General features: G+C 64.2%; 14 protein-coding genes. 4 read left to right on the top strand and 10 right to left on the bottom strand.

Features of this window, described 5'->3' with window-relative positions; translation table 11 throughout:
- Window positions 1–11: 11 nt before the first annotated feature.
- Together Q5H89_RS07985 and purH are read right to left on the bottom strand one after the other, a co-directional pair.
- Complete coding sequence (locus Q5H89_RS07985) at window positions 12–1,037, bottom strand: rod shape-determining protein (RefSeq protein ID WP_305018762.1); 1,026 nt, start codon at window positions 1,035–1,037, stop codon at window positions 12–14.
- 392 nt (window positions 1,038–1,429) lie between these two features.
- Window positions 1,430–2,962, bottom strand: a complete 1,533-nt coding sequence (gene purH, locus Q5H89_RS07980) for a bifunctional phosphoribosylaminoimidazolecarboxamide formyltransferase/IMP cyclohydrolase (protein WP_305018761.1) — start codon at window positions 2,960–2,962, stop codon at window positions 1,430–1,432.
- A 208-nt stretch (window positions 2,963–3,170) separates the two neighbouring features.
- Here purH and Q5H89_RS07975 point away from each other — a divergent pair, with 208 nt between their 5' ends.
- The 3 genes from Q5H89_RS07975 to Q5H89_RS07965 all read left to right on the top strand — a co-directional run bounded on the left by Q5H89_RS07975 (window position 3,171) and on the right by Q5H89_RS07965 (window position 5,913).
- Entirely contained in the window at window positions 3,171–4,478 is a 1,308-nt protein-coding gene (locus tag Q5H89_RS07975; RefSeq protein WP_305018760.1) for an acyl-CoA dehydrogenase family protein, read from the top strand.
- Between the two features lie 101 nt (window positions 4,479–4,579).
- Window positions 4,580–5,320 carry a PIG-L deacetylase family protein gene (locus tag Q5H89_RS07970; RefSeq protein WP_305018759.1) on the top strand — a complete coding sequence of 247 codons (741 nt, stop codon included), beginning with the start codon at window positions 4,580–4,582 and terminating at the stop codon, window positions 5,318–5,320.
- A complete protein-coding gene (locus Q5H89_RS07965; RefSeq protein WP_305018758.1) occupies window positions 5,317–5,913 on the top strand; it encodes a class I SAM-dependent DNA methyltransferase in 597 nt (198 codons plus the stop codon). The genes Q5H89_RS07970 and Q5H89_RS07965 overlap by 4 nt, the downstream gene beginning before the upstream one ends.
- A 3-nt stretch (window positions 5,914–5,916) precedes the next feature.
- Here Q5H89_RS07965 and Q5H89_RS07960 read toward each other — a convergent pair whose 3' ends face one another.
- The 7 genes from Q5H89_RS07960 to Q5H89_RS07930 all read right to left on the bottom strand — a co-directional run bounded on the left by Q5H89_RS07960 (window position 5,917) and on the right by Q5H89_RS07930 (window position 11,756).
- Complete coding sequence (locus tag Q5H89_RS07960; protein ID WP_305018757.1) at window positions 5,917–7,155, bottom strand: glycosyltransferase; 1,239 nt, start codon at window positions 7,153–7,155, stop codon at window positions 5,917–5,919.
- Window positions 7,156–7,389: 234 nt separating this feature from the next.
- Window positions 7,390–8,589: a BamA/TamA family outer membrane protein gene (locus Q5H89_RS07955; protein WP_305018756.1), complete on the bottom strand. Its 1,200-nt coding sequence runs from the start codon at window positions 8,587–8,589 to the stop codon at window positions 7,390–7,392.
- Window positions 8,590–8,776: 187 nt separating this feature from the next.
- Window positions 8,777–9,721, bottom strand: coding sequence for a geranylgeranylglycerol-phosphate geranylgeranyltransferase (locus tag Q5H89_RS07950; RefSeq protein ID WP_305018755.1), 945 nt, complete (start codon window positions 9,719–9,721; stop codon window positions 8,777–8,779).
- Window positions 9,722–9,840: 119 nt separating this feature from the next.
- Entirely contained in the window at window positions 9,841–10,035 is a 195-nt protein-coding gene (locus tag Q5H89_RS07945) for a cold-shock protein (RefSeq protein WP_223651647.1), read from the bottom strand.
- A gap of 106 nt (window positions 10,036–10,141) precedes the next feature.
- The gene (iscX, locus tag Q5H89_RS07940; protein ID WP_305018754.1) at window positions 10,142–10,378 is read right to left on the bottom strand and encodes a Fe-S cluster assembly protein IscX; all 237 of its coding nucleotides are present in this window, start codon (window positions 10,376–10,378) and stop codon (window positions 10,142–10,144) included.
- Between the two features lie 108 nt (window positions 10,379–10,486).
- The gene (locus Q5H89_RS07935) at window positions 10,487–10,834 is read right to left on the bottom strand and encodes a 2Fe-2S iron-sulfur cluster-binding protein (protein WP_305018753.1); all 348 of its coding nucleotides are present in this window, start codon (window positions 10,832–10,834) and stop codon (window positions 10,487–10,489) included.
- 91 nt (window positions 10,835–10,925) lie between these two features.
- Complete coding sequence (locus tag Q5H89_RS07930; RefSeq protein WP_305018752.1) at window positions 10,926–11,756, bottom strand: Rossmann-like and DUF2520 domain-containing protein; 831 nt, start codon at window positions 11,754–11,756, stop codon at window positions 10,926–10,928.
- 229 nt (window positions 11,757–11,985) lie between these two features.
- Between Q5H89_RS07930 and Q5H89_RS07925 the strand changes: the two genes are divergently transcribed.
- Window positions 11,986–14,727, top strand: a complete 2,742-nt coding sequence (locus Q5H89_RS07925; RefSeq protein WP_305018751.1) for a T9SS type A sorting domain-containing protein — start codon at window positions 11,986–11,988, stop codon at window positions 14,725–14,727.
- Window positions 14,728–14,808: 81 nt separating this feature from the next.
- Here Q5H89_RS07925 and ccsA read toward each other — a convergent pair whose 3' ends face one another.
- Window positions 14,809–17,400 (bottom strand): cytochrome c biogenesis protein CcsA, encoded by a 2,592-nt coding sequence (gene ccsA / locus Q5H89_RS07920; RefSeq protein WP_305018750.1) that lies wholly within the window; start codon window positions 17,398–17,400, stop codon window positions 14,809–14,811.
- Window positions 17,401–17,440: the final 40 nt, after the last annotated feature.

The raw sequence follows: 17,440 nt of genomic DNA, 5'->3' as shown, positions 1-17,440 counted from the left end.
ATGACAGATGATCAGGTTAAAAGAACTCCCCGGAAGCCCTGAATGTCTTTAATGGCCTTGCCGGTGCCGCGCACCACGGCGCGCAGCGGGTCTTCGGCAATGTGGATGGGCAGCTTGGTTTTGGCGGCCAGGCGCTTGTCGAGGCCGCGCAGCAGCGCCCCACCGCCGGTGAGGTGAATGCCGTTCTCGTAGATGTCGGCCGACAGCTCGGGCGGGCTGATTTCCAGCGCCTTCAGCACAGCTTCCTCGATTTTGGCCACCGACTTATCGAGGGCGATGGCAATTTCCGACGAGGTTACCTTGATAACTTTCGGGATGCCCGTCATCAGGTCGCGGCCGCGCACCTCGTAGTCGGGCGGCGTCACGTCGAGTTCGGTGAGGGCCGCGCCCACCTCGATTTTGATGCGCTCGGCCGAGCGCTCGCCGATGAGCAGGTTGTGCTGCCGGCGCATGTAGTCCAGAATGTCCTGGTTGAATACGTCGCCGGCCGTCTTAATTGACTGGTCGCACACGATGCCCGAGAGGGCGATAACCGCAATCTCGGTAGTGCCGCCCCCAATGTCGATTATCATCGAGCCCACGGGCTGCTCCACGTCGATGCCGATGCCAATGGCGGCGGCCATCGGCTCCTGAATCATCCATACTTCCTTGGCGCCGGCGTGCTCGGCCGAGTCGCGCACGGCGCGCTTCTCTACCTCCGTAATGCCGCTCGGAATGCAGATAACCATGCGGTGCGAGGGCTGAAACAGCCGGTTGCGGGTGTCGATGAGCCGGATGAGGCCCTTTATCATTTCCTCGGCGGCGTGGAAGTCGGCAATTACGCCGTCCTTGAGCGGCCGAATGGTCTTAATATTATCGTGCGTCTTCTCGTGCATCTGCTGGGCCTTGCTGCCGACAGCGATGACTTTATTGGTGGTGCGGTCCTTGGCAATGATGCTCGGCTCGTCCACCACAATCTTGTCATTGTGAATGATTAGCGTATTGGCAGTGCCCAGGTCAATGGCAATGTCGCTGGTCAGAAAATTGAAGAACCCCATTTAAATAGCTTAGCCAGGAATAGGAAGCGGTAGCAAGAAACAAAGGTACAATAGAACTAAGCCGCATTTGAAATCCAGCGGCTCAATACAGTTTCGCACCCCGCCTCAGGGGCGGCCACAGTATGCCTGGCCAGCGTTTTCGCTCGGTAGGAAAAGGAAAAAGGCACCGGCAGCCAAGCTGGCTGTTGGTGCCTTTTTTATAAACCTTCTTTGAGAAGGCGCTAAAGAAGGTTGGTCATGCAGCGCGTAGCAAAGCATCTCGCGTGCTGACGTCTGCAAACGTTAGAGCTTACTGCACCACGCGAGATGCTTCGCTGCGCGCTGCATGACCAACTCCATTATCAACAGCTTTCTCAACCGCTTGCGTGGGTTGTTTTAAATGCAGCCTAGCCTTAATGCTTGAAGTGGCGCACCCCCGTGAGCACCATCGCCATACCGAGCCGGTTGCAGGCGTCAATCGAGTCCTGGTCTTTGATGGAGCCGCCGGGTTGCACCACGGCGCGCACGCCGGCGGCGGCGGCAATCTCGACGCAGTCGGGGAAGGGGAAGAAGGCGTCGGAGGCCATCACGGCGCCGTGCAGGTCGAAGCCGAAGCTGGCGGCTTTTTCGATGGCTTGGCGCAGGGCATCCACGCGCGAGGTTTGGCCCACGCCCGAGGCTAGCAGCTGGCCGGGGCGGGCCAGCACAATGGTATTGCTCTTGGTATGCTTGCAGATTTTGTTGGCAAACTCCAGGGCCGCTACCTCGTCGCTGGTCGGGGCCGACTCCGTAACGGTGCGGAAATCGGGCGCTGTCTCAATCTGCAAATCAGCGTCCTGCTCAATAATGCCGTTGAGCAGGGTCTTGATAAGCTTGGTCGGAAACTCAACCGGCTTCTGCTTCAGCAAAATGCGGTTCTTCTTGCTTTGCAGCACCGGCAGCGCCTCGGCCGCGAAGCCAGGCGCAATGAGCACTTCAAAGAACAGCTTGTTCAGCTCCTGCGTCGTGGCCAGGTCCACTTCCTGGTTCACGATGATAACGCCCCCGAAGGCCGACACCGGGTCGCAGGCCAGGGCGTGCACGTAGGCGTCGTGGAGGCTAGCGGCCTGGGCCACGCCGCAGGCGTTGGTGTGCTTGAGGATGGCCACGGCGGGCGGGCCGCCCGCAAACTCGCGCATGAGCTGCACGGCGGCGTCCACATCCACAAGGTTGTTGTAGCTCAGCTGCTTGCCGTGCAGCTGGTCGAACAGCGCCGTGAGGTCGCCGTGGAAAGCGCCGGCCTGGTGCGGGTTTTCGCCGTAGCGCAGCGGCGTGGTGGGGCCTTGGGGGCTAGCCGGGGCGGCGAGGCCCGTACCCTGGCTCACGTACTTGAAAATCTCGGTATCGTAGTGGCTGGTGGTGGCGAAGGCGGCGGCGGCGTAGTGGCGGCGGTCGTCGAGGCTGGGGCTGCCGCTGGTATCATCGAGCAGCTTGGTGACGGCCTCGTACTGGTCGCGCGAGCTTACCACAAGTACATCGCGGTAGTTTTTGGCGGCGGCGCGCAGCAGGGCAATGCCGCCGATGTCAATTTTCTCAATCACGTCCTGCTCGGGCGCGCCGCTAGCCACGGTTTCCTCAAACGGGTACAAATCGACCACTACCAAATCAATGGGCGGGATGCCGTGCTGCTCGGCCTGGGCCAGGTCGCCGGCTTCGTGGCGGCGGTGCAGAATGCCACCGAATACCTTGGGGTGCAGCGTTTTAACGCGACCGCCGAATACTTCGGGGAAGCCCGTAAGGTCTTCCACGGCGGTTACCTCGGCGCCTTGCTCTTCGAGAAACTGCTGGGTGCCACCCGTAGAGTAGAGCTGCACGCCGAGGCGGCGCAAAGTGGCTACCAGCGGGGCTAGCCGGTCTTTGTGGTACACGGAGAGCAGGGCGGCGCGAATGGGGCGAGCGGCGGACATTGGCAGGGAAAATTTAGGGGGTTCGATGCTGTGCGGAGTGCAAAAGCTGCCTCGCCCCTACCCGGCCAACCGCGGTAAGGGTTTGGCGCTGCAAAGGTAGGCCCACCAGCCGGGGCTAGCCGGGCCTTTTGCAAAAAAGCTGCGCGGCGGCCCGGTATGGCCGGCGGCAACTCAATTGTGAAGTTTGGAGTTATGCTATACTAACCGTTTGCGTCCGCTGCCGCTGCTTTTGATGATTGATTTCTCGCCCACCACCCGGCCCGCCGCCCCGGCGGCTGCCGAAACGCCCACCCTGTCCTCGTTGCCTGCAACCCCCGCTAGCTGCGCGGCCGCGGCGGCGCAGCTAGCCCCGCGCCTGCTGGCCCAGGCCGCGGCCACCGACGAGGTAGGTGGCTTTCCGACCCAGGAAATGCGCTGGCTGCACGAAGCCGGCCTGCTCACGGCCGTGCTGCCCACCAGCCTGGGCGGCGCGGGCCTGGGCGAGCCCGCGGCCACGCTGCTGCTCTACCAGGCGCTCTACCACGTGGGGCGCGGCAATCTGGCCGTGGGCCGGCTCTGGGAAGGCCACGTGAATGCGCTGCTGCTTATTCGCTGCTTTGGCAGCCCCGCCCAATTGGCCCGCGCGGCGGCCGATGCCCGCGCCGGCCACATTTTTGGCGTGTGGAACACCGAAAACCCGGCCAATGGGGTGCAGCTGGAGCCGGTGCCCGGGGCACCGGGCCGCTACCGTTTGCGCGGAGCTAAAACCTTTGCCTCGGGTGCGGGGCACATTACGCGGCCGGTGCTTACCGGGGCGTTGCGGCCGGCCCCAGCGCCCGTGCGGCGCCTCGACCAGGGGCCTTTGCCCGTGGCTAGCCCGGCGGTGGCGCCCACCGGCTGGCAGCTGGTGCTGCTGCGCGCCGATGAGCAGCCGCCGGTGCTCGACCGCAGCTTCTGGCGGCCGCTGGGGATGCGGGCCACGGCCAGCTTTCAGGCCGACTTTACGGGCATCCAGGTTGGCCCCGATGACCTGGTGGGCCAGCCCAACGACTACTACCGCGCCCCGTGGTTTGGGGGCGGCGCGGCGCGCTTCGCGGCGGTGCAGCTAGGCGGGGCCGCCGCCGTGTTTGATGAAACCCGGCGATTTTTGCGCCGCCTGGGCCGCACCGACGACCCCTACCAGCGCCAGCGCCTGGGCGAAATGCTGGCCCTGCACGAAACCGGCCAGCGCTGGCTGCGCGGGGCCGCCGAGCACGCCGCCCTGCCCCCTACCCCCACCGAGCTGCCGCCGCCGCGCCTCGAAGCCTTGGCGGCCTACGTAAATACCCTGCGCGCCACTACCGAAGACATTTGCCTGCAAACCCTGCGCCTAGCCGAGCGTAGTGTGGGGGCCCGGGGCCTGCTGCAGCCCGAGCCATTCGAGCGCCTGCACCGCGACCTTACCCACTACCTGCGCCAGCCCGCTCCCGATGCCACGGTGGCCGACGCCGGCCGTTTTGCCCTGGCTTCGGACAAGCCGGCGTATCAGCTTTTTTAGGCTGCGCGCAGCCTTAGCCCCTAGGGCGCGTCCGTGAGGCTGGCCACAAGCAACAAGGAGCGGGCCCCGGCGCTAGTTCCCTTTCACCCTATACTTACTGCATGTCTGCGTTGCCTTTTGATTCTTACCCCCTGCGGCCGGCCGGCTACGCAGCCGCGCTAGGCCGCACAGTCATCGTTATTCCGCATCCCGACGACGAGGCGCTGGGCTGCGGGGGCTTGCTGGCCCTGCTGCGCCAAGCCGGGCAGGAAGTAGCCGCCGTGCTCGTGAGCGACGGCACCATGTCGCATCCCCACTCGCAGGAGTTCTCGCCTGCCGCCCGCCGCGAACTCCGATATGCTGAGCTGCGCCATGCCCTAGCCGTGCTCGGGGTTGACGAAAACAACGTGCTGTACTTGGGCCTGCCCGATAGCCAGGTGCCTAGCGAGGGCCCGGCCTTCGAAAAGGCGGCCAGCCGGCTGGCTGATTTCCTAGTTCAGCAGCGGGCGGCAACGGTGCTGACGCCCTGGCGGCGCGACCCGCACCCCGACCACCGCGCCACCAGCCAGCTCACGGCCGCCGCGCTGTCCCGGCTGCCCCAGCCGCCCCGCCGCCTCGAATACGTGGTGTGGGCCTGGGAGCGCGCCGCCCCCGCCGACTTGCCCCAGCCCGGCGAGGCCACCGGCTTTCGCCTCGATATAGCAGCGGTGCTGCCCCAAAAGCAGCGGGCCATTGCGGCGCACCGCTCACAGCTAGCCCCCGGCACCATCACCGACGACCCGAGCGGATTTTTGCTTTCCGCCGATATGCTGGCGCATTTTGCCCAGCCTACCGAGGCCTTTATCGAAGCTTCCGCGCCATGAATACCAACCAACCCAACACCCTGGACCCCAACTATTTCGACGACGTTTACCGCGCCAGCACCGACCCCTGGGCCTTTGCCAGCAGCCCCTACGAGCGCCAGAAATACGCCGATACCCTCGCCGCCCTCGACCGGCCGCGCTACGAGCGCACCTTCGAGATTGGCTGCTCTATTGGGGTGCTCACGGCGCAGCTGGCCCAGCGCTGCGGCCGGCTGCTGAGCGTAGATGTGAGCGAAGCCGCCCTGGCCCAGGCTCGCGAGCGTTGCGCCAGCCTGCCGCAGGTAGAGCTGCGCAAAATGCAGGTACCCGCCGAGTTTCCCAGCGAGCAGTTTGACTTGATTTTGCTGTCGGAAGTAGGGTACTACTGGGCACCCGCCGACCTGGCCCGCGCCGCCGACCTGATGCTAGCCGCCCTGCCCACGGGCGCCGAGCTATTGCTAGTGCACTGGACGCCCGTGGTGCCCGACTACCCGCAGACGGGCGACGAGGTACATGAGTTTTTCCTTCAAAAAGCTGGCCCCGCCGGCCAATTGAAGCACCTGCACGGCCACCGCGCCGAGAAATACCGGCTCGACTTATTTGAGAAGGCCTAGCCCTTAGCAGCCCTCTACGCCTTCGCGCAGGTAGGTGCGCAGGTCGCGCAGGGCACCATTGAGCGGCACTGGCAGCACTGCGCCGCGCGTGGCTTCTACCCAGTGCCACAGCTGGCCAAACGTGGTAGCCTGCCGCGCCTGCCGCAGCAGGTCGCCCACGGGCACTTCTACGGCGCGGGCCAGCCGGGCCAGCTCGGCCCCCCCCGTGTGCAGGCCAGCCTGCCACCAAGCGCGCAGGCGGCGGCGGGCCCGCCACACCCGCACCAGCTCGTGGGGGCAGGGCACCAGGGGCTCGCGCTGCTGCCCGGTGAGGTTTTCCCACTCGCGCAATTGCCACGACAGGCCTACCTCCACGCGCCCGCAGCGGCGGGCCGAGGTATACACCTGCACGTGCGGGCTGTGGCGCACCGGCAGGTCGTGCTGCAACAGCAGCTGCCACAGCTGCTCATCTTCCAGAAAAGGCACCACGGGCAGGCCGCCCACCTGCCGGTAGGCGCGCACCGTAAGGGCCAGGCTAGCCCCGTAGTGCTGGTGGTGGCAGGGCCAGCGGTCGGCGGTGCAGGGGTCAATTTTATCCTCCAGCTGGCGCAGCAGCACGCGGTAGGCCGCGTCGCGCAGCTGAATGCGCCGCACGGGGCAGGGCTCCATGGCGGCGGGCGTTTGGGTGAGGATGCGCCCACCCACGGCCTCGGCGCCTTCTTCCAGCTCGCGCAGCGTGGCGGCCAGCCAGGTCGACGCCACCAGCGTGTCAGCATCGGTGCTGAGGAGCACGCCGGTGGGCCCGATGGTGCTTTCGAGGCGCAGGGCAGCCTCGTCGAGCAGCAGGCGGCGGGCGCGGCCCACGTGAGCCTGCGGGCGCGGCAGCAGCACCTCGGCCACGTGCACTATCAGGTTGGGGTGGCGGCGGCCCGCCTGGCGCACGGCGGCGGCCGTGCGGTCGAGGCAATTGTTGGCCAGCACAATCACCTCCATCATGCCCGCCGGCAGGGCCTGGCCCGCCAGCGTAGTTTGGGCGGCCAGGGCGGCTAGCGTGGCGGGCAGCGTGGTTGCCTCATCCTTGGCCGGAATAATGACGCAGGCTTGCAGCGCAGCCAGCGGGGGCGGTAGCTGCCGGTGCAGCGTGCGCTCGGCCAGGCGTAGCAGCTGCTCTTCGGTAGGGGGCTGGGAAAGGAGGGCCGGGTGGGCAGTGGCCGTGGCTTCGCGCGTGGCGTGGAAGCGGGCCGGCTGGGCTAGTTGGTCCATAAGGAAACCTATGTACGCCCCGGCCCCGCGAAGGATAGGAAATGCCGATTTAATTTTTATTTCTTCCCTCTTTTTTCATCTTGTCCAGAGCTATGAATAACCATAAAATCTTTTAAAACAGATTTTTACGCTATTTAAAGCTTAGCTAATTCTTTTAGTTAAAAAAGAAGGCTGCCCCACCTGTTCGGTAGGGCAGCCTTGCCAAAACAGCCGCCGCCAGGGCTAGCTGCGGTATTAGAACGCCTCGCCAATGGCGAAGTAGAAGCCCGGGTCGGTGCCAAAGGCGTAGTCGAAGCGCAGGTTAACCCGGTCGCGCCGGATGAAGTTGAAGCGGGCACCCACGCCGCCGGCCGTGTGAATACCGCCAAAGCTGTAGTCCTTGAGGTCGTAGCCCACCTGGCCGGCGCCCAGAAAGGCCGCCCCGTCGATGCGCCAGAACAAGTGCTGGCGCAGCTCGGCCTGGGCCGACACCATCTGGCGGTCGCGGTAGCGCTGCTCGTAGATGCCGCGCATCAGGTTGGCGTTGTCATACAGGGTACCGCCCAGGTTAGCGCCAATGCCGGCTAGCCCGTACCACGGCACATTGCCCGAGTGAAACTGCCCCAGAAATTGCAGCGCCAGAATGGTTTTGTCGCTAAAGATGCGCTGGTAGTGGCGGGCATCAATCTGGTAGCGCACAAAATTGTAGTCGGAGCCCACAAAGCCCCCGTTGAACATCACCTGCAAGTCGAGCAGATTGCCCCTGGAGGCGGCCAGGGCCACGTCGCGGCTGTCGAGCGTGTAGACCGGGCCTATACCGGAAAGGCTGAAATTGAGCCGTTGGCGCTGGTCGAGGCGCGGGTCTTGATTGAAGTAGTTTTGGGTATTCGGATTCGTGCTCACCGGCGAAATGGCATCGCCGTCGTCGTTTATCCGCCCCTGGGCCTGGCTCAGGTTATACACGCGCGACAGCCGGTATTGCAAACCCAGGAACTGGTTTTTGGCAATGCTTTTCTGAACGCGCTGGTTGATAATAAACAGCTGAAAGTCGAGGAAGGAGCGGTTGCTGTTTTGCACCGCCGGCGCGTCGTTGCCGATGCCGAAGTAGTAGAGCCGGTTTTTGTAGGAGCTGATTTCGCCGTTCAGGTAATACTTCTCACCCGGCGAGTAGATGGTATGCACAAACTGCACCAGCGACTGGCTTTTCTGGGTGGTCCAGAACTGCACCCGGGCATTGGAGGCGCGGGTGAGCGTGTCGGTACCGAGGCGGCCGCTCAGCAGGCCGCCGATGCCATAGCCGGCGCCCGTTTCCTGCTGATAAAACAGCACCGGCACGGGCAAAATCGTAATTCGTTTAGGAGGCTTGGTAGCCCGGGCCTGACCAGCCGGCAGGCCTTGGCCAAAGCCAATGCTAGCACAACCCAATAACCCCACTAAAAGCGGAAAAAAGCGCATAGAATAAAAAAAAGGAAAGCGTGTTGGACACCTCAACGGATTTTACCCCCCAGCGGTTGGCCTGGCAGCGTGTTATCGCTTCATCTTTCCTCCAGAATGTGCCCGGCCCAGCCCCCGGGGTACCCCTCAGGAGCAGCCGGCCGCCCCGGCTGCCCCTGGCCCTAGCAAAACCTTGGCGGCCAGCCCATCACACCAGCAGCATACTCAGAATGCCCGCCAGCATAATGCCCTTGCACCAGGCACTGAGCTGGCGGAAGTGCCGGCGGCGGTCGGCCCGGGCCAGGCGGCGGGCCAGCTCCAGCAGCGGCAGCAGCACCAGCCCTAGCAGCCACGCCGCCAGCGGCCAGCGGCCCCAGGCCAGCAGCTGCCCGGCTGCCCCCAGCACCAGCAGCCCCAGGCAGCCCAGAAAAAAGCCCGCTACCCACTTGCTGCGCGCCACGCCCCACACCAGCGGCAGGGTGCGGCAGCCATGCTGGGCATCGCCGCGCATGTCTTCCAGGTCTTTCACTATTTCGCGCACCACGGTGAGCAGGAAGGCGGCCAGCGCATAAAGCCACACGGCCTGGCGGCCGGTTAGCAGCTGCAGCTCGGGCAGCAGCACCAGCGCCGCCGTAAGCGCGCCAATGCTCACGTTGCCCACCAGCGCCACCCGCTTAAACCGGGCCGAGTAGCCCCACAGCAGCGCCGCCGCCCCCATCGTAACGAAGCCCAGCGGGCACGACAGCGCCATGGCCAGCAGCACTCCCAGCCCACTCAGCAGCACGTGGGCCAGCATGGCGTGGCGCCGCCGCAGCACCCGCCCCACCACCAGGCGGCCGGGCCGGTTGATGGCGTCAATCTTGACATCGTAATAATCGTTGATGATGTAGCCGGCCGCCGCCACCAGCAGCGCCGCCAGCACCAGCAGCCCGAAGCGCGGCGCCAGCAGCACCGCCCCCAGCGGCTGGCCGGGCAGCAGCAGCACCCGCACTAGCACCAGGCTCAGCAGCATAATGGCCAGGTTGGGCCAGCGCACCAGGCCCGGCAGCGCCCGCGCCAGGCGGCCGGCCTGCCCGGGGCCGGGCAGCAGTTCCTCGCCCCCGCCCGGCAAGGAGGGCTCCGAAGTGGGCGCGGGCGGCGGGGTGGTAGCCATAAGAAAGGGTAGTGGGGCCACAAGGTACGGCCCGGGCCAGCCGCCCCCACGCAAAACGCCCCCGCCGGCGCAGCCGGCAGGGGCGTTATTAAGTGCGCCAGGGGCACAAGGCCAGGGCCTCACACGCGGCGCACGTTCACGGCATTCACGCCCTTGCGGCCTTCCTGGGTTTCAAACTCCACGCGGTCGTTTTGCTGAATCTGCCCGCCGTTGAGGCCGGTAATGTGCACGAAGAAGTCCTCCTTCGTGGTGTCGTCGGTGATAAAGCCGAAGCCTTTGGCCTCGTTAAAAAATTTTACGGTCCCGGTTTTCATGTAATCGGCAAAAAAGAGAAAATCACTGCCGGCCTGCCCATCTCCTGGCAGAGCTAGCCGGGCCGGCGTTGTCATACGCAGGCCCAGCGGCCGGGTTTAAGCTAGCTTATTGGTGGTCGCGCCACTCGTACACCCACTTGGCCTGAATCTGCTCCAGGTGGCCTTCGTTGGCCTGCTCGCGGGTGCCCTCAAAGTTGGGCAGGCCCAGCACCCACTCTATCAGTTCGGTAAAGCGGATGCGGTAAATTTTGGCTTCCGTAAAGTCATCGCCAAACTTTTCGTAGAGGGCAATGGCTACGTCTTCGTGGTCGGCCCACTGAATGGGCGGCTCGTAGTGGTTCACGTTTTTTGGAGTTATGAGGTAAAAGTCAGAAGTTAGGAGTTAGCTGGTTTGAGCAGAGCAGCCGGCAAAGCCAACTCATAGCTCATAGCTTTTAACTCATAACCTACCCTAGTGGCCCAGAAAGTGCTGGGGCGGAATGGTAACCACGATTTCGAGGCGCTCGTTGGGCAGCACGCACTGGCAGGCCAGGCGCGAGGTGAGGCGCGGGTTGATGGCCCGGTCGATGAAGTCTTCTTCCTTATCAGAAATCTCGGGCAGCTCATCGCCGCCCTTTTCAATGTACACGTGGCAGGTGCTGCAGCCGCACACCCCGCCGCAGTTGTGCTGGAGCTGAATGCCGTTGTTGAGCGCCACGTCGAGCACCGACTCGCCGCTGGCGGCCACGTGGGTTTGGGCGGGCTGGCCGTCCTGAAACTGAAAAATAATCGTCGAGGGAGTCAAAATACGGTTGCCCATTGGGCCTGATGCAAGGCACAAAGTTAAGGCAGCCCTTTTAGGAATCGGGAATGCGGAAGGAGGAAGATGGAATTACCTGATTATCACTTCCTCATTCCACCTCCCGCGCTCGCACTTCTGCACGCTGGATGCTGGCCGAGAGCTGCGCGTAGAGCGCCTGCCAGGCCGGGTGCGGGGCTAGCGCCGCCTCGTGGGCGGCCAGCGTAGGCGCATCGTGGCGCAGGGCGGGGCCGGTTTGCACCGCGTAGGGCGAGGGCTGCGCAGCCAGGGCCTTGTCCACGGTTTCGCGCACCAGTGGGTGCAGCAGCTCGAAGGGCAGGCCGGCTTCGGCCAGCAGTGCGTGGGCCACGCCCAGCAAATGGTTGGTGAAGTTACTGGCCCACACCGCCCCCAGGTGCAGGTGCAGCCGCTGGCCCGAGGCCAGCAGCGCCACCCGCTGGCTCAGGCTGCGCGCCAGGGCTAGCAGCGTGGCCTCGGCGGCGGGGTCGGCGGCTTCCACAAAAAGCGGCACGCTAGGCCACTCGATGCGCCGGCCGGGGCTGAACGTTTGGAGGGGGTACAGCACCCCGCCCCGCACCCGCGGCCGGGCGGCAAACACGGCCAGCGGCAGGGCCCCGGCCACGTGGGCTACCAGGGCCCCGGCCGGCCACTGGCCGGCGGCCAGCAGGGCGGGCACGGCCGCATCGGGCACGGCCAGCAAGTACGCATCGGCCGGGGGCGGGGCGGCCAGGGCGGCCTCCTGCGGCAGGGCCGCGCAGCCGGGCAGGCTGGCCGCCAGGGCCTGGGCCGGGCCGGGCGTGCGGCTGGCCACAAATACAAGCTGGTGCCCGGCCGCCGCCAGGGCCGGGGCCAGTGCGCTGGCTACGCGCCCGGCGCCAAACAGGCCGATGCGCAATGCATTAGTATCTCCGGAAGGTGCCATCGGCGCCAAAGGTCGGGGCCCCGGGCAATCAGGCCCAACCTCGGGGGCAAAGCGCGGGCTGGCAAAATGAACAAATCCTGATTAGCGGGGCAATAGTTTGCCGAAAAGGTAGCATATTGTGGGCGCAAGCTGGTTGGGTTTAGATTTAACTCATAATTTCTTTATAAGAAGTGGCTAGCTGGCTGGCTCTTATTCCTACGTTTCCTTTTTCACTTTCTTTTTTTCTATGATGAATCCTTACACTCGGGGGCAATACTGGGGGGCACGCCTACGGCAGTGGGGCCTCACGGCTCTGCTGGTGAGCGGGGCCGCGGCCGCGGCGCAGGCGCAAAACCTCAACTACTCGGTGCTCAACGCCACCAATACTACTACTACCTATACCGACCTCGGCACCGCGGGCACGGCCATTGCCACCACCACTACCGACGATGCCAACTCGGCGGCGCAGGCTATCGGCTTCAGCTTCAGCTATGGCGGCACGGCCTACACGCAGTTTGTGCTGAATACCAACGGGTTTATTAAGCTCGGCAGCACGGCGCCCTCAACGGCGGCGATGTTTATCGACGAAACGAGCGGCAGCAGCATTCTCGACCCGTTTGAGAGCAACGACACCAATATTATTGCCCCGCTCAACGTGGACCTGACGGCCGGCGCGGCAGGGGGCACCGAATACCGGGTGGCCACCACGGGCACGGCAGGCGCGCGGGTGTGCACCATTCAGTGGAAAAACGTGCAGGACAAAGCCAACGTGCGGCCCACGCAGTATACCAACCTGAGCTTTCAGGTGCGGCTGTATGAGGGCACCAACGTGATTGAGCTGGTATACGACGCGGCCACGGCGGGCAGCCCCGTTTCGTACCGCTTCACGCAGGCGGGCCTCAAGGGTACCGGCTTTGCCAGCGGGCAGCTGGTGCAGGTGGCCAAGGGCGAAAACGCCCCCTGGAGCGCGGCCACGTTTGCCGACTTCTCCAACGTGGTGGCTACCAACAACCTCAACACGCTCAACATCAGCGCGGCGGCCCTGCCCGATGCGGGGCGCACGTTCCGCTTCACGCCCACGCCGCCGCTGGCCAATGATATTGCCCTGCGCGGCATCTACACGCCGGGTAAAATTGCCTCGCCTACGGCCCTGCCCCAGGCCGTGCGGGTCTACATTTCCAACCTTGGCACGGCCACTCAAACCAACATTCCTATCACGCTCACCATTTCGGGGGCTAATACCTACACGGTAACGGCCACGCTGGCCTCGCTGGCCGCCGGGGCGCAGGGATACCTCACGCTGGCTAACCTGCCCGCTACGCTTGCTGCCGGTACCAACACCGTGACGGCAAGCGTGCCCAACGATGACAACAACGCCAACAACTCGGTGAGTACCACGCAGCTGGTTACGGCTACGCGCCTGAGCCAAATTGACCCTAGCAAGGGCTACGACGGGGCCTTCAGCGGCTACGGCAACGGCTCTACGGTGTTTGCCACCAAGTTTATTTTGCCGAGCACTACCACCACGGCGCTCACCGATGCCATCGTGTCGTTTGGCAATACCGGGGCTACTACGGCTTACCAGGTGCTGGTGTATGATGCCTCGGGCACCGGCAGCCTGCCAGGCAAGGTGCTCTATACCTCGGCTACCCAAAACCGCCCCGCTGCCGGGGGCGACGTGACCGTGACGCTGCCCAACATTCAGCTTACGGGCACCTTTTACCTGGGCGTGCGCGAGGCTGCTACCACCGGCATCGGCCTGGCTACCCAGAGCGAAAACCCGTTGCGCAGCACTACCTTCTATTTCTCGGCCGACGGCGCTACGGGCTGGGTTGACATGGCCGCGTCGTACCCGCGCCGCCTGGGCATTGAGGTTGGGCTAGCCCCCGCCCCCACCTGCGCCACGCCCACGGCCCTGACCGTGACGGCCACCACGCCCACCACGGCCACGGTGACCTTCGCCGATGCCAGCAACACGGGCAGCTACCAGCTGGTGTATGGCCCGGTGGGCTTCCAGCCTGCCACGGGCGGCACCACGGTAACGGTGACGGGCTCGCCGGCTACCATTACGGGCCTGACGCCGGGCGCCACCTACCAGGTGTATGTGCGCAGCAACTGCACGGGCGGCGGCACCAGCTTCTTCAGCACGCCGGCCACCTTCAGCACGGGCTGCGCGGCCGTTACGACCATTGCCTCCTTCCCCTACTCGGAAGGCTTTGAGAATATTGCTACCGGCCAGACCCTGCCCTGCGGCCTCACGGTGCTCGATGCCAACAACGACAAGGCTACCTGGGCCATCAACAAAACGGCCCCCTACGCCGGGGTGAATGCCCTGCGCTACACCAGTGCCATCAACAACAGCGTGGCGGCCGACGACTGGTTCTTCACCCCGGCCCTGACCACGGCGGCCAGCACCCGCTACCAGCTAGCCTTCCGCTACCGCGGCGAGGGCATCGTAAACAGCCCCTCCAACTATACCGAGAAGCTGGAAGTGAAGGTGGGCGCTGCCGCCACCCCGGCCGGCCAAACCACCACGCTCTACACCAACACGGCCATCACCAACACCAGCTACGCGCTGGCCAACGCCACCTCGACCCCGGCCGTGGCCGTGTTTACGCCCGGGGCGGGCACGCAGTACGTGGGCTTCCACGTGTTCAGCGCAGCCGAGCAGGGCAACCTTTACATCGACGACCTCAACATCACGGCCAGCGTGGTGACGGCCACTTCATCGGAGGCGCTGCTGCGCGCCGTTACGGTGTTTCCCAACCCGTCGGCCACCGGCTTGTTCGACCTCGAAATCCACGGGGCGCAGGCCAAAGGCAGCCTGGCTGTGCGCATCACCAACGCCCTCGGCCAGCAGGTATATACCGGCGCTGCCCGCGACAACTACACCAACCGCCTCGACCTGAGCAGCCTGGCTCCCGGCATCTACCACCTGCAGGTGCGCAACGGCGACGAAACAATGACCCGCCAACTGGCCATCGTGAAGTAATTCGCGCTAGCCCCTGGTTCATAAAAAAGGCCGCCCAACGTGGGCGGCCTTTTTTATGTCCGTTTCTGTTTGGCCAGGGCATTAGGCTACGGCCTGGGGGCGGGCGGCCCCAGTGCGGCCGGCTACTTCGGCGGGGCTAGCCACGGCGGCGGCCCGGCTGGCTTTGCGCTGGCGCATACTCAGCACCAAGCCCAGGCCCATGAGCAGCGTGCCGCCCCACAGCAAGTTGATGAAGGGCTTCTCGGTGGCTTTGAGGATGATATAGTCTTTGCCGGTGGTAGCGATGGCGAAGGTAAACTTGCCCTTTACCGGGTCAATTTGGTCGAGACTGATTTTGAGACCCAGGTCTTCCACAATTTCGGGCACGCGGCCCACCTGGCGGTCACGCAGCAGGAACACCGGGTGCGCGTGGTACTCGCGGCCCTTCTCGCCGGTGATAATCATGTCGGCTTGCAGGGCAATGTCGCCTTTCTCCAGCTTGATGCCCGGCACGTCGTGCGCCTGCTCGATGGCCCGGAACACGGCGAAGTAGTCGTTCAAAAACAGCGTATCGCCCACGGCCAGCTCGTGCGGCACGGCGGCGCTCCACGGAATTTCCTTGCGCGGGTCGGGCACCGACGAGATGTGCGAGTAGATATCGTGGTCCCAGAAGCGCTGCAAGGCCGGCGAGGCGAGCAGGCCGCCCATTTCCTCATTGACCTGGGCACGAGGAAAGAGCGTGAATTTCTGGCCGGTCTTCTTGTCGTTGTATTCGACGCGGTAGTAGGTATTTTCGGGCCGGATGGTGAGCGAGTCGCCGGTGTGGTAGTACACCTTGTCGCCCTGCTTGATTTCGCCCCTGGCCACGGCCTTGTACTCGTCGTCGGTACGGTAGAGCAGCTGCGTGTTCACGTAGTCGGGCAGGCCGGGCACTTCGAGGTACTGGCCGCTGTAGGTCACGTCGTAGCCGTTCATGGCGCCGGTTTCGTTGCGCCACAGCAGCACGTTTTCCTCGTTGCCCTTGTCGTCCATGTCGCGCGAGATGAGCTTGCCGCTCGTGTTGCGCGAGATGATATTGGAGTAGCCCGCCGAGGCCAGAATGCCCAGCAGCATGAGCGCTATGCCCAGGTGCGACACCGCTCCACCCGAGAGCTGCACCCGCCGCCGCCACAGCCCAAAAATGGCCGCCGCGTTGGTCATTACCCCAAACAACCCGGCTAGCAGCAGCACCACATACGGGGCCGACATGGTGTGGCCAAAATAGCGCGTGAGCAACACCACGAGCGAGGTAGTGAGCAGCGCCAGCATAGTGGGCGTGGCCAGGGCATTGATAACTGGCTCCTTGGCCGGGCGCCACCACAATATCTGGGCGATGCCCGACACGAACCCAATCAGCACGCCCGCCCACAGCTGAATGCGGGTGTAGTGCTGAATCTGGTCGGCCGGCAGGGCTAGGTTCGACTTGATGCCGATGAAGCCTAAGAAGGAATTATACACCGGAATGCTGGTGGTAGCCACCACCTGGAAGGCCGCCAGACACAGCACCGTAGCGCCCACAAATACCCACAGCTCGGGGCTGTAAGCATCCAGTTCTTTCTCCGAAACCGGAATGCTTTTCCAGCGGCTAGCCAGCAACGCAATGGCGCCCACCGTGAAGAAAGCCAGGTAAATAATCAGCTGGCCCGACAAGCCGAGGTCGGTAAACGAGTGCACCGAGGCGTTGCCTAGCACGCCGCTGCGCGTGAGGAAAGTAGCGTAGAGAATGAGCACAAACGTGGCCACCACCAGGGCATACGCGGTGCGCAGGCCCGTGCGGCGGCGCTGCCACAGCACCATGCCGTGCAGGGCCGCGATGAGCACGAGCCACGGAATATACACGGCGTTCTCCACGGGGTCCCAGTTCCAGAAGCCGCCGAAATTCAGGGTTTCGTAGGCCCAGTAGGCGCCCATCATAATGCCGATGCCGAGCACGGCGCCCCCTAGCGCGGTCCAGGGCAGGGCGGGTTTTACCCAGGTCGTAAGCTCTTTTTTCCAGAGCCCCGCAATGGCGAAGGCAAACGGCACCAGCGTGAGCGCAAAGCCCAGGAACAGCGTAGGCGGGTGAATCACCATCCAGTAGTTCTGAAGCAATGGGTTGAGGCCCGAGCCGTCTTTGGGCACGAAATCGGGGTTCATCTTCCACACCGGCAGGTCCACCATAAAGTCACGCAGCAGAATGAAGGGCGATGAGCCAATCTTGACGCCAGCTACGACTACGCCCAAAATCATGCTCACCAGGAAGGCTTGCACCGTGGCAAACACGGCTAGCACAGGCGCTTCCCATTGCTTATTGAACTTCATGATGCCTAGCCCCAGCACCACGTGCCAGAATATCCAGAGCAGGAAGCTGCCCTCCTGGCCTTCCCAGAAGCAGGAAATCATGAAGTGAATGGGCAGGTGGTTGCTGGAGTGCGACCACGCATAGTAGTACTCGTAGCGGTGGGCGTAGATGATGTTGAACAGGCAGAACACCACGCCTACCACGGCCGCGCCGTGCACGAAGAACGCGCCCCGCGCCAGCCGCAGCCAGCTTGCGTCGGCCTGGCCGAGGGCCCGGCCCCGCGCCGCCTGAAAGTAGCCGTAGGCGGCCACTGCCGCCGCCACGAAGGCCAGAATGACGCTGGCCTGACCGAGGTTTCCGATAAGTAAATTCACGAGCTAGCTGGTTTTTTGGCAAAGGTACCGCCTGGCGGGC

Origin of the sequence: Hymenobacter cheonanensis, assembly GCF_030581075.1 — a bacterium.
In the GTDB taxonomy this organism is placed as follows: domain Bacteria; phylum Bacteroidota; class Bacteroidia; order Cytophagales; family Hymenobacteraceae; genus Hymenobacter.
This window is presented reverse-complemented; position numbering and strand designations above follow the sequence as displayed.

Coding starts and splice junctions, on each gene's coding strand:
- Q5H89_RS07970 (WP_305018759.1), top strand. CDS start 4,580: ATGTCTGCGTTGCCTTTTGATTCTTACCCCCTGCGGCCGGCCGGCTAC.
- Q5H89_RS07945 (WP_223651647.1), bottom strand. CDS start 10,035: ATGAAAACCGGGACCGTAAAATTTTTTAACGAGGCCAAAGGCTTCGGC.
- Q5H89_RS07935 (WP_305018753.1), bottom strand. CDS start 10,834: ATGGGCAACCGTATTTTGACTCCCTCGACGATTATTTTTCAGTTTCAG.
- Q5H89_RS07960 (WP_305018757.1), bottom strand. CDS start 7,155: ATGGACCAACTAGCCCAGCCGGCCCGCTTCCACGCCACGCGCGAAGCC.
- Q5H89_RS07925 (WP_305018751.1), top strand. CDS start 11,986: ATGAATCCTTACACTCGGGGGCAATACTGGGGGGCACGCCTACGGCAG.
- Q5H89_RS07955 (WP_305018756.1), bottom strand. CDS start 8,589: ATGCGCTTTTTTCCGCTTTTAGTGGGGTTATTGGGTTGTGCTAGCATT.
- Q5H89_RS07985 (WP_305018762.1), bottom strand. CDS start 1,037: ATGGGGTTCTTCAATTTTCTGACCAGCGACATTGCCATTGACCTGGGC.
- Q5H89_RS07965 (WP_305018758.1), top strand. CDS start 5,317: ATGAATACCAACCAACCCAACACCCTGGACCCCAACTATTTCGACGAC.
- Q5H89_RS07950 (WP_305018755.1), bottom strand. CDS start 9,721: ATGGCTACCACCCCGCCGCCCGCGCCCACTTCGGAGCCCTCCTTGCCG.
- Q5H89_RS07930 (WP_305018752.1), bottom strand. CDS start 11,756: ATGGCACCTTCCGGAGATACTAATGCATTGCGCATCGGCCTGTTTGGC.
- purH (WP_305018761.1), bottom strand. CDS start 2,962: ATGTCCGCCGCTCGCCCCATTCGCGCCGCCCTGCTCTCCGTGTACCAC.